General features: G+C 68.1%; 7 protein-coding genes. 4 read left to right on the top strand and 3 right to left on the bottom strand.

The features are described from left to right. Positions 1-37: 37 nt before the first annotated feature. The 3 genes from glpK to ABZ880_RS10480 all read right to left on the bottom strand — a co-directional run bounded on the left by glpK (position 38) and on the right by ABZ880_RS10480 (position 3,602). The gene (glpK, locus tag ABZ880_RS10490) at positions 38-1,579 is read right to left on the bottom strand and encodes a glycerol kinase GlpK (RefSeq protein WP_361259838.1); all 1,542 of its coding nucleotides are present in this window, start codon (positions 1,577-1,579) and stop codon (positions 38-40) included. Between the two features lie 80 nt (positions 1,580-1,659). Next, positions 1,660-2,460: an MIP/aquaporin family protein gene (locus ABZ880_RS10485; RefSeq protein WP_361259836.1), complete on the bottom strand. Its 801-nt coding sequence runs from the start codon at positions 2,458-2,460 to the stop codon at positions 1,660-1,662. Between the two features lie 377 nt (positions 2,461-2,837). Next, on the bottom strand, positions 2,838-3,602 hold the full coding sequence (locus tag ABZ880_RS10480; protein ID WP_361259834.1) for an IclR family transcriptional regulator: 765 nt from the start codon (positions 3,600-3,602) through the stop codon (positions 2,838-2,840). Positions 3,603-3,919: 317 nt separating this feature from the next. On the opposite strand from ABZ880_RS10480, the gene metH reads away from it, so the two are divergent. The 4 genes from metH to ABZ880_RS10460 all read left to right on the top strand — a co-directional run bounded on the left by metH (position 3,920) and on the right by ABZ880_RS10460 (position 12,089). Next, entirely contained in the window at positions 3,920-7,435 is a 3,516-nt protein-coding gene (gene metH / locus ABZ880_RS10475; RefSeq protein ID WP_361259832.1) for a methionine synthase, read from the top strand. Positions 7,436-7,665: 230 nt separating this feature from the next. After that, the gene (locus ABZ880_RS10470) at positions 7,666-8,361 is read left to right on the top strand and encodes an HAD family phosphatase (protein ID WP_361259830.1); all 696 of its coding nucleotides are present in this window, start codon (positions 7,666-7,668) and stop codon (positions 8,359-8,361) included. 474 nt (positions 8,362-8,835) lie between these two features. After that, complete coding sequence (locus ABZ880_RS10465) at positions 8,836-10,440, top strand: ABC transporter substrate-binding protein (protein ID WP_361259828.1); 1,605 nt, start codon at positions 8,836-8,838, stop codon at positions 10,438-10,440. A 68-nt stretch (positions 10,441-10,508) separates the two neighbouring features. Further along, positions 10,509-12,089, top strand: a complete 1,581-nt coding sequence (locus ABZ880_RS10460; RefSeq protein ID WP_361259826.1) for an ABC transporter substrate-binding protein — start codon at positions 10,509-10,511, stop codon at positions 12,087-12,089. The last annotated feature ends 57 nt before the right edge of the window (positions 12,090-12,146 follow it).

The raw sequence follows: 12,146 nt of genomic DNA, 5'->3' as shown, positions 1-12,146 counted from the left end.
CCTCATCAGAGCGTGCTGAGCCGTCGAGTGGCTCTCGTCAGCTCTCTTCGTCCTCGAGCCAGCCCATCGTCCGCTCGACGGCCTTGAGCCAGCTCTTGTACTCACGGTCGCGGGCGTCCGCGTCCATGCGGGGGGTCCACTCGGCGGCCCGCCGCCAGTTGGCGCGCAGGTCGTCGGTGCTGGTCCAGAAGCCGACGGCGAGACCGGCGGCGTAAGCGGCGCCGAGGCAGGTGGTCTCGGCGACCATCGGGCGCACCACGGGGGCGTCCAGGAAGTCCGAGAGCGTCTGCATCAGCAGGTTGTTGGAGGTCATGCCGCCGTCGACCTTGAGGGCCGCGAGCTCGACGCCCGAGTCCTTGGTCATGGCGTCCGTGATCTCACGGGTCTGCCAGGCGGTGGCCTCCAGGACGGCGCGCGCGAGGTGCGCCTTGGTGACGTACCGGGTCAGACCGGCGATCACACCGCGGGCGTCGGAGCGCCAGTACGGGGCGAACAGACCGGAGAAGGCCGGCACGAAGTAGGCGCCGCCGTTGTCCTCGACCGAGAGCGCGAGCGTCTCGATCTCGGCGGCGGTGGAGATCAGGCCCATCTGGTCGCGCATCCACTGCACCAGCGAACCGGTGACGGCGATCGAGCCCTCGAGGGCGTAGACCGGCTTCTCGTCACCGATGCGGTAGCCGACCGTGGTCAGCAGGCCGCTGTACGAGTTGATGATCTTCTCGCCGGTGTTCAGCAGCATGAAGGTGCCGGTGCCGTACGTCGACTTGGCCTCGCCCTCCGCGAAACAGGTCTGGCCGAACAGGGCCGCCTGCTGGTCGCCGAGCGCGGAGGCGACCGGAATGCCGCCGAGCAGGTCGCCCAGCTTGCCGCCCTTGATCTCGCCGTAGACCTCGGCGGAGGAGCGGATCTCCGGCAGCATCGCCAGCGGGACGCCGATGGACTCGGCGATCTTCTCGTCCCACTCCAGCGTGTGCAGGTTCATCAGCATGGTGCGGGAGGCGTTGGTGACGTCGGTGTAGTGCTTGCCGCCGTCGACACCACCGGTCAGGTTCCAGATGACCCAGGTGTCCATGGTGCCGAAGAGGATGTCGCCCGCCTCGGCGCGCTCACGCAGACCCTCGACGTTGTCGAGCAGCCAGCGGGCCTTGGGGCCGGCGAAGTAGGAGGCCAGCGGCAGGCCGGTCTCGCGGCGGAAGCGGTCCTGGCCGACGTTGCGGCCGAGCTCCTTGCAGAGCGCGTCGGTGCGGGTGTCCTGCCAGACGATGGCGTTGTGGACGGGCTCACCGGTGTTCTTGTCCCAGAGCAGCGTGGTCTCACGCTGGTTGGTGATGCCGATGGCCTTGATGTCGTCACGGGTGATGCCGGCCTTCTGGATGGCTCCGGCGACGACCTCCTGGACGTTGGTCCAGATCTCGTTGGCGTTGTGCTCGACCCAGCCCGGCTTCGGGAAGATCTGCTCGTGCTCCTTCTGGTCGACGGAGACGATACGGCCGTCCCGGTCGAACACGATGCAGCGGCTGGAGGTGGTGCCCTGGTCGATGGCGGCGATGAAGGGGCCGGCGGTGTGCGCGTCGGTCACTGTGTGCTCCTGAAATTCCTTGGAGGGAGGGGCTGTCTGTACGGCGCGGTGCTGTTTAAGTGCGGTGAAGGCTGGTGCTCTTAAGCAAAGGCGACGTTGTAGATGCCTGCAGCGAGCGCGGCGCCGATCAGGGGACCGACGACCGGGACCCAGGCGTAGCCCCAGTCCGAACCGCCCTTGTTGGGCAGGGGCAGGAGGGCGTGCACGACACGCGGACCGAGGTCACGGGCCGGGTTGATCGCGTAACCGGTCGGACCGCCGAGGGACAGACCGATGGAGACGACGACGAGCGAGGTGATCAGGGCGCCCAGGACGCCCAGGCCCTTGCCGCTGTCGTTGAGGCCCTGCGTGAGGACGGCGAGCACCAGCACGATGGTGCCGATGACCTCCGTGGCGACGTTCTGCCAGGCGACCCGGACCTCGGGGCCGGTGGAGAAGATGCCCAGGACCGGGCCCGCGCCCTTCTCCTGCGCCTCGACGGCCTTGGAGGTGGTGGCCTGCGCGCCCGGACCGCCGACGATCTCCCTGTCGGTGAGGTGCGCGTGGAACTGGCCGTAGTAGGCCACCCAGACCAGAGCCGCACCGATCATGGCGCCGAGCAGCTGCCCGCCCCAGTAGATCGGGACGTCGCTCCAGTCGATGCCGTCCTTCTTGAGCGCGAGTGCGAGCGTCACGGCCGGGTTGAGGTGGGCGCCGGAGAGCGGCGCCGAGGTGTAGACCGCCGTGAGTACGGCGAAGCCCCACCCGAAGGTGATGGCGAGCCAGCCGGCGTTGCGTGCCTTGGAGGCCTTCAGCGTCACGGCGGCACAGACGCCGCCGCCGAGCAGGATGAGTATGGCGGTACCGATGGTCTCGCCGATGAAGATGTCGGAGCTGGACACCCGCGACTCCTTTGTCCTTCGTCCAGGGGACCGAACCCCGGGTCCCTCCGGAGGTTCGAGCTGCCCTCGGGGGTGAGAGCGATGGCCGGCCCTTGGCGTTGTCACACTCTAGCGCGTATTGCCGGTAGGTGTTCGACAATGCCGACCGATGGACGGGAGTCTTGCCGCGGCGTTACGTGCGCGTCAAGGGTTCTGTTCTCGAAAACGGGATCGTTACTGATTGCTGTGAGCAGTCGATCTTGCAGGTCAGCTGCGTACGGACGAGTAACAAGCACCGTCCGTGCCTGCAAGGGCTTTCGACGGGTTTGTCACGTTACGAATGAGGCCGGAACGTCACCCGACGTTCCGGCCTCCCCATGCGTCCCTCTGTGCGTCCCTCAGAAGCGGCCGCCGCCCAGATCCCGCGACACCGCACGGGCGCAGTCCCGCACCGCCGCGATCAGCTCGGGGCGCAGCTCGCCGTCCCGGCACAGCCGCTCCACGGCGCCGGTGATGCCGACCGCGCCCACCGGCATCCGCCGCCGGTCGTGGATCGGTGCCGCGACGGAGGCGACGCCCTCCCACGTCTCCTCGACGTCGGCGGCGTAGCCACGCGCGCGTGACATGTCGAGGATGTGCTCGAAGTCCTCCAGCTCGCACACGGTGCGGTCGGTGAAGGGCTTGCGGTCGGCCTCGATCACCTCGCTGTGCGCGACCGGGTCGTACGCCGACAGGACCTTGCCCAGGGCCGTGGAGTGCAGCGGCTGCATGGCCCCTATCTCCAGCACCTGCCGGCTGTCGTCGGGCCGGAAGACGTGGTGCACGATCAGCACGCCCTGCTGGTGCAGGACACCGAGATACACGCTCTCGCCGCTGGACCGGGCCAGGTCGTCCGTCCACACCAGGGCGCGCGCCCGCAGCTCGTGCACGTCGAGATAGGTGGTGCCCAGGCGCAGCAGTTCGGCGCCCAGCTGATAGCGCCCGGAGGCCTCGTCCTGCTCGACGAAGCCCTCCTGCTGGAGGGTGCGCAGAATGCCGTGGGCGGTGCCCTTGGCGAGGCCCAGCGAAGAGGCGATGTCCGAGAGGCCGAGCCGCCGCTCGCCGCCCGCGAGCAGCCGCAGCATCGCGGCCGCCCGCTCGAGCGACTGGATGTTCCGTGCCATCGCCGTACTGCCTCCGTCCCCTCGACCGTCGACGAAACTTCGTCATTACACCGTGGTTGCCGCCGTTCGGCAATGTCGAACACTACCGGTCGATGCCGACCTCCCGCCAATGGTCGGTCCGCATCGGTCGGTTCTGTTGTCTCACTGGTATCCCGCAAGGCAGGCCCTGGGTGACCTGCCCGTCACCCTCGTCCGGCCCGTGGACGCACCTGACCATCCCAGGCCGACCCCGGTTACCCTGACGGGGTGCGCCCATCGCGGAGAGTTCCGCGGACCGCGCAAAGCCGACAGCCGTCGCACCAAAGGGAGCCCCTTTCATGGCCTCGTCGCCACTGACCCCTTCCGCCGACAGCCGGACCCGTGCGTCCGCGCTCCGTGAGGCGCTCGCCACCCGTGTGGTGGTCGCCGACGGAGCGATGGGGACCATGCTCCAGGCGCAGGACCCCACACTGGAGGACTTCCAGCAGCTCGAAGGCTGCAACGAGGTCCTCAACCTGACCCGCCCGGACATCGTCCGCTCGGTGCACTCCGCCTACTTCGACGCGGGTGTGGACTGCGTCGAGACCAACACCTTCGGCGCCAACCTCACCGCCCTCGGCGAGTACGACATCCCCGAGCGCGTCGCAGAGCTGTCCGAGGCCGGCGCCCGTATCGCCCGCGAGACGGCGGACGAGTTCGCCGCGCGCGACGGCCGTCAGCGCTGGGTGCTGGGCTCGATGGGCCCGGGCACCAAGCTGCCCACCCTCGGCCACACCACCTTCCACGCCATCCGCGACGCGTATCAGCAGAACGCCGAGGGCCTGCTCGCCGGCGGCGCCGACGCGCTCCTCGTGGAGACCACCCAGGACCTGCTGCAGACCAAGGCCTCGGTCATCGCCGCCCGCCGGGCGATGGAGACCGCCGGCTACGAGGTCCCGCTGATCGTCTCGGTCACGGTGGAGACCACCGGCACCATGCTGCTCGGCTCCGAGATCGGCGCCGCGCTGACCGCGCTGGAGCCGCTCGGCATCGACATGATCGGCCTGAACTGCGCCACCGGCCCCGCCGAGATGAGCGAGCACCTGCGCTATCTGGCCCGCCACTCGCGCATCCAGCTGTCCTGCATGCCGAACGCGGGCCTGCCGGTCCTCGGCAAGGACGGCGCGCACTACCCGCTGACCGCGCCGGAGCTCGCCGACGCGCAGGAGACCTTCGTCCGCGAGTACGGCCTCTCGCTCATCGGCGGCTGCTGCGGCACCACCCCCGAGCACCTGCGCCAGGTCGTCGAGCGCGTCCGCGAGCTGGCCCCGACCGAGCGACACCCGCAGCCCGAGCCAGGCGCCGCCTCGCTCTACCAGACCGTCCCGTTCCGCCAGGACACCTCGTACCTGGCCATCGGCGAGCGGACCAACGCCAACGGCTCGAAGAAGTTCCGCGAGGCCATGCTGGAGGCCCGCTGGGACGACTGTGTGGAGATGGCCCGCGAGCAGATCCGCGAAGGCGCCCACATGCTGGACCTCTGCGTGGACTACGTCGGCCGGGACGGCGTCGCCGACATGGAGGAGCTGGCCGGCCGTTTCGCCACCGCCTCCACCCTGCCGATCGTCCTCGACTCCACCGAAGTCGACGTCGTCCGGGCCGGGTTGGAGAAGCTGGGCGGCCGCGCGGTCATCAACTCCGTCAACTACGAGGACGGCGACGGCCCCGAGTCCCGCTTCGCGAAGGTCACCGCGCTCGCCCAGGAGCACGGCGCCGCGCTGATCGCGCTGACCATCGACGAGGAGGGCCAGGCCCGCACCCCCGAGAAGAAGGTCGAGATCGCCGAACGGCTCATCGACGACCTCACCGGCAACTGGGGGATCCACGAGTCGGACATCCTCATCGACACCCTGACCTTCACCATCTGTACCGGTCAGGAGGAGTCACGGGGGGACGGCATCGCGACGATCGAGGCGATCCGCGAACTCAAGCGCCGCCACCCGGACGTGCAGACCACGCTGGGCCTGTCCAACATCTCCTTCGGCCTCAACCCGGCCGCCCGCATCCTGCTCAACTCCGTCTTCCTCGACGAGTGCGTGAAGGCGGGCCTGGACTCGGCGATCGTCCACGCGTCGAAGATCCTGCCGATCGCCCGGTTCAGCGAGGAAGAGGTACAGACGGCCCTCGACCTGATCCACGACCGCCGTACCGAGGGCTACGACCCGCTGCAGAAGCTCATGCAGCTCTTCGAGGGCGCCACGGCGAAGTCCCTGAAGGCGGGCAAGGCCGAGGAGTTGGCCGCCCTTCCGCTGGAGGAGCGTCTCAAGCGCCGCATCATCGACGGCGAACGCAACGGCCTGGAACAGGACTTGGACGCCGCCCTGCAGGAGCGCCCGGCCCTCGACATCGTCAACGAGACGCTCCTGGACGGCATGAAGGTCGTCGGCGAGCTGTTCGGCTCCGGCCAGATGCAGCTCCCGTTCGTGCTGCAGTCCGCCGAGGTCATGAAGGCCGCGGTCGCCCACCTCGAACCGCACATGGAGAAGTCGGACGCCGAGGGCAAGGGCACCATCGTGCTGGCGACCGTGCGCGGCGACGTGCACGACATCGGCAAGAACCTCGTCGACATCATCCTGTCCAACAACGGCTACAACGTCGTCAACCTCGGCATCAAGCAGCCGGTCTCCGCGATCCTGGACGCCGCCGAGGAGCACCGCGCCGACGTCATCGGCATGTCCGGCCTCCTGGTCAAGTCGACCGTGATCATGAAGGAGAACCTGGAGGAGCTCAACCAGCGCGGCCTGGCGACCAGGTTCCCGGTCATCCTCGGCGGTGCGGCCCTCACACGCGCGTACGTCGAGCAGGACCTGCACGAGCTGTACGGGGGCGAAGTCCGTTACGCCCGCGACGCGTTCGAGGGCCTGCGTCTGATGGACGCGCTGATCGGCGTCAAGCGGGGCGTGCCCGGCGCGAAGCTGCCCGAGCTCAAGCAGCGCCGGGTGCGCGCAGGCGCCCTACAGGCCGAGGAGGAGCGCCCCGAGGAGGGCAACGTCCGCTCCGACGTCGCCACCGACAACCGCATCCCCGCCCCGCCGTTCTGGGACACCCGCGTCATCAAGGGCATCCAGCTGAAGGAGTACGCGAGCTGGCTGGACGAGGGCGCGCTGTTCAAGGGGCAGTGGGGGCTCAAGCAGGCCCGCACCGGCGAGGGACCGTCGTACGAGGAACTCGTGGAGAGCGAGGGCCGGCCGCGGCTGCGCGGTCTGCTGGACCGGCTGCAGACCGAGAACCTCCTCGAAGCGGCCGTCGTCTACGGCTACTTCCCGTGCGTCTCCAAGGACGACGACCTGATCATCCTGGACGAGCACGGCAACGAGCGCACCCGCTTCACCTTCCCGCGCCAGCGCCGCGGCCGCCGGCTGTGCCTCGCGGACTTCTTCCGCCCCCAGGAGTCGGGGGAGACGGACGTCGTCGGTCTCCAGGTCGTCACCGTCGGCTCGCGGATCGGCGAGGAGACGGCCCGTATGTTCGAGGCCAACGCCTACCGCGACTACCTCGAACTGCACGGCCTGTCCGTCCAGTTGGCCGAGGCGCTCGCCGAGTACTGGCACGCGCGCGTGCGTTCGGAGCTGGGCTTCGCCGGTGAGGACCCGAGCGAGATGGAGGACATGTTCGCCCTGAAGTACCGGGGCGCCCGCTTCTCCCTCGGCTACGGCGCCTGCCCCAACCTGGAGGACCGCGCCAAGATCGCCGATCTGCTCCAGCCCGAGCGCATCGGCGTCCACCTGTCCGAGGAGTTCCAGCTGCACCCCGAGCAGTCCACGGACGCGATCGTGATCCACCACCCGGAGGCGAAGTACTTCAACGCCCGCTGAGAAGGGTCCCCCGGGCGGCCGCAAGCGTCGCCCGGGACGCACCGAAACGGCGCCCGGAAGGGACAGAAAGCGCAGCTCACAGCTGCCCCCGGCGGTATACACGGTGTGCCCCGGACCACGCCGAATAAACGAGGCGCTTCGCTCGCGGGCGACGTACACTGGTCGGTCCACTGCAGGCCGGTTCCCCCAGCGGGAACCGGCCTGCTCGCCCCTCAAGGAGGTGCGCCCGGATGACCAGTACGGTCCCTGCGCTCGGAACCCGTACGGCCGAAGGCTCAGCCCTGCAGGCCGTGCTCCTCGACATGGACGGAACCCTGGTGGACACCGAGGGCTTCTGGTGGGACGTCGAGGTCGAGATCTTCGCCGGCCTCGGCCACGCCCTCGACGACACCTGGCGCCATGTCGTGGTCGGCGGCCCCATGACCCGCAGCGCGGGATTCCTGATCGAGGCCACCGGCGCCGACATCACGCTCGCCGAGCTCACGGTGCTGCTCAACCAGGGGTTCGAGGACCGCATCGACCGCACCCTGCCGCTGATGCCGGGCGCCGCACGGCTGCTCGCCGAGCTCACCGAGTGCGAGATCCCCACCGCTCTGGTCTCCGCCTCCCACCGGCGCATCATCGACCGGGTGCTGACCTCGCTGGGTCCACAGCACTTCGCCCTGTCGGTCGCCGGCGACGAGGTGCCGCGCACCAAGCCGCACCCCGACCCGTATCTGGTCGCGGCCGCCGGGCTCGGTGTGGATCCGGCCAGATGTGCGGTCGTCGAGGACACCGCGACCGGCGTCGCGGCGGCCGAGGCCGCGGGCTGCCATGTCGTGGTGGTGCCCTCGGTGGCCCCCATCGCCCCCGCCCTCCGGCGCACCGTCGTGGGCTCGCTCGAAGAGGTCGACCTGGCATTTCTGCGCGGACTGATCGCCGCCTGATCACTTTCTGATCGCCAACTGATCGCTGTTCGATGACGGAAATGCGCCGGGTGTTCACCCAGCGTGCAAGGCTGATAGACAAGGAATTCCCGGCACCGGTGTGCGAAAGAATTCGAAGCACGCCGGATGGCCGAATTCCGGTGCGGTTCCCGACCGTTGGGAATGTGACGTTCCCCACTGACGCGAGGGTCGACAGGTCGGGCAACGTGTGCTCTTCGCCCCCTTTCGGGGTCCTGCGGCCTGCCCTTGTGTCCCGATTGATGGAAGGCTGCACTAATCCTTCCGCTGTCGGGTTTTCAGTCTGTCCGCACCCGGTTTCGCTGCGTGATGGGTTCTCAACTCCGGTGGCCGCGAACCCTCGTGCTGGTGCGGACTAATCTCGTCGCGAGAACCAACACCTCTACCCCCGTGATCCGCCGCGACACCCCTGCATGCCGGATACACGGACTAGTACAGCTCTGGAGAAACACGAGCATGAACCGCAAGACTTTGGTGCTGCCTGCCGTCGTCGGCCTGCTCGCACCCGTGCTCGCCGCCTGTGGGGGCTCCGACAGCGGCAGTGGCGGATCCGCCGAGATCGCCGTCGGCACCACGGACCAGTTCACCGCCACGAAGGACGCTCCCGCGCCGCTCGACCCGGCGTACGCGTACGACGTCGGCACCTGGAACATCCTGCGCCAGACCGTGCAGACCCTGATGATCCAGCCGAAGGGCGAGGGCGACCCGGTGCCCGAGGCCGCACAGAGCTGCGGTTTCACCGACTCGGGCAACGAGCGCTACGCCTGCAAGCTGCGCGACGGCCTGGAGTTCGCCAACGGCGACAAGATCACTGCGGCCGATGTGAAGTACTCCATCGACCGCGCCCTCGCCATCAAGGCCGACTCCGGCGTCTCCGCCCTGCTGAACACCATCGACACCGTCGAGACGCAGGGTGACAACGAGGTCATCTTCCACCTCAAGACCGCGGACGCCACCTTCCCGTACAAGCTGTCGACTCCGGTCGCGGGCATCGTCAACCCCGACGACTACGAGAAGAACAAGCTGCGCGACGGCTTCGACGTCGACGGCTCCGGCCCGTACACCCTCTCGACCGAGGTCAAGGACGACGCGGTCGTCAAGGCCACGTTCACCAAGAACCCCAACTACAAGGGGACGCTGAAGGTGAACAACTCCAAGGTCGACATGATCTCCTACGCGGACGCCGACGAGATGGGCAAGGCGCTCGACAAGGGTGACATCGACGTCATGACCCGCACGATGTCGCCGGAGCAGATCAAGAAGCTGGACAGCGGCGCGGACAGCAACGCCGACCTGGTCGAGATGGCCGGCCTCGAGATCCGCTACCTCGCCTTCAACACCGACGCCCCGAGCGTGAAGTCCAAGGCCGTCCGCCAGGCGATGGCCCAGCTGATCAACCGCGGCGAGATCGTCTCGAAGGTGTACGGCACCCAGGCCGAGCCGCTCTACTCGCTGGTCCCGGCGAGCATCACCGGCCACTCGAACTCGTTCTTCAACAAGTACGGCGACCCGAGCAACGCCAAGGCCAAGGCCCTGCTGACCGCCGCGAACATCAGCACCCCGGTCAAGCTGACGCTGCACTACACGACCGACCACTACGGCTCGGGCACCAAGAAGGAATTCGAGATCCTTCAGAAGCAGCTCAACGACAGCGGCCTGTTCGACGTCGACATCAAGGGCGCACCCTGGGCGACCTTCGTCCCGGCCGAGCGCAAGGGCCAGTACGACGTCTGGGGCATGGGCTGGTTCCCGGACTTCCCGGACGCCGACAACTACCTCGCGCCCTTCCTCGACAAGGACAACTTCCTCAAGTCGCCGTACCGCAACAGCAAGATCATCAACACTCTGATCCCGGCGTCCCGCCGAGAGGCGGACCGCATCGCCGCCTCGGGCAACCTCACCGAGATCCAGGACATCGTCGCCGACGACGTCCCGATCCTGCCGCTGTGGCAGGGCAAGCAGTACGTCGCCGCCCGCGACGACGTCACGGGGACCGCGTATGCGCTCAACTCCTCCTCGACCCTTCAGCTCTGGGAGCTCGGCCGTGGCGTGAGCGGCTGATCTCTGTTCGTGCCCGGGGCCCAGGGACGGCGCCCCGGGGTCCCGTAACCGACGAGAAGGCACCTGCAGTGAACTTGCGTAACCAGTGGCCGGTCCTGCCCGTAGTGGCGGGGCTGGCCTCCGGCCTTTTGACCGGCTGTGGAACGGACGGCGGTGACTCCGGGGGGACCGGTTCATCCGTGGTGATGGGGATGTCCGACGACGTCCTGGCCACCGACCCCGCCTCCGGTTACGACCCCGGCTCCTGGCTGCTGTTCAACAACGTCTTCCAGTCGCTGCTCAGCTTCCCCAACGGAGGCACCGAGCCCGAGCCGGACGCCGCCCAGTCGTGCGGCTTCAGCGACACGACGACCAAGGTCTACAAGTGCACGCTCAAGGACGGCCTCAAGTTCAGCAACGGTGACTCGCTCACCTCGGAGGACGTGAAGTTCTCCTTCGACCGCATGCTGAAGATCAACGACGCGGCCGGCCCGGCGATCATGTTCCCCATGCTCGACAAGGTCGAGGCGCCGGACGAGAAGACGGTCGTCTTCCGGCTGAAGGTGCCCGACGCCACCTTCCCGAGCAAGATCGCCTCGGGTGCGGGCTCCATCGTCGACCACACCCAGTACGACGGGAACAAGCTGCGCAAGGACGGCAAGGCGGTCGGCTCCGGCCCGTACAAGCTGGACTCCTTCGGCGAGGACGAGGCCGACTTCTCGGTCAACGAGAGCTACAAGGGCAACGCCGAGGTGAAGAACTCCGGCGTGAAGCTCAAGTTCTTCCACGGACGCCAGTCCGCCCTGAAGAAGGCTTTGCTGGACGACAAGATCGACATCGCCTACCGCGGTCTGACCGCGACGGACATCGCCGACATCCAGAACGCCGACAACAGCTCCAAGGTGGAGGTCGTCGAGGGCAGCAGCGCCGAGGTCCAGCACCTGGTCTTCAACATGGACGACCCGGTGGCCGGAAAGCTCGGCGTGCGCAAGGCCATCGCCTACCTCATCGACCGCGACGCCCTCATCAAGGACGTCTACGAGGGCACTGCGACCCCGCTGTACTCGATCATCCCGGCGGGCATCGCGGGCCACAACACGGCCTTCTTCGACACCTACGGCGCGAGCCCCTCGCCGGCCAAGGCCGCCGCCGCCCTGAAGGCCGAGGGCATCAACGGCAAGGTCAAGCTGACCCTGTGGTCCACGCCGTCGCGCTACGGCCCGGCCACCGACGAGGAGCTGAAGGCGATCGCCAAGCAGCTCAACGCCAGCGGGCTGTTCGACGCCGACGTGAAGTCCGTCGCCTTCGACCAGTACGAGAAGGACATCGCCAAGGGCAAGTACGGCGTGTACGTGAAGGGCTGGGTGCCGGACTACCCGGATGCCGACAACTTCACGGCCCCCTTCTTCGGCAAGGGCAACGTGCTGAGCAACAACTACAACAACAGCACCATCACCAGCACGCTCATCCCGCGCACCGCCGCCGAGAGCGACCGCGCCGCGACCGACAGCGACTACGGCCGCCTCCAGGACATCGTCGCCGACCAGCTGCCCGTCCTCCCGGTCTGGCAGGCCAAGCAGTACGCGGTCACCCGCGAGGGCGTCTACGGCCTCGAGTACTGCCTCGACGCCTCAACGGTCTTCCGCTTCTGGGAACTCAGCAAGGACTGAGCAACAGCCGTACGCACACAGAAGGGCGCCCTCTCACGGAAGAGGCGCCCTTCGTGT

It is taken from the genome of Streptomyces sp. NPDC047043, from assembly GCF_040644055.1.
Classification (GTDB): domain Bacteria; phylum Actinomycetota; class Actinomycetes; order Streptomycetales; family Streptomycetaceae; genus Streptomyces.
Note: the sequence above shows the minus strand (reverse complement) of the source record. Positions and strands in the feature narration are given on the sequence as shown.

Bases quoted from the DNA above. Each gene is read 5' to 3' on its own strand.
- ABZ880_RS10480 (WP_361259834.1), bottom strand. From the start codon at position 3,602: ATGGCACGGAACATCCAGTCGCTCGAGCGGGCGGCCGCGATGCTGCGG.
- metH (WP_361259832.1), top strand. From the start codon at position 3,920: ATGGCCTCGTCGCCACTGACCCCTTCCGCCGACAGCCGGACCCGTGCG.
- ABZ880_RS10470 (WP_361259830.1), top strand. From the start codon at position 7,666: ATGACCAGTACGGTCCCTGCGCTCGGAACCCGTACGGCCGAAGGCTCA.
- ABZ880_RS10465 (WP_361259828.1), top strand. From the start codon at position 8,836: ATGAACCGCAAGACTTTGGTGCTGCCTGCCGTCGTCGGCCTGCTCGCA.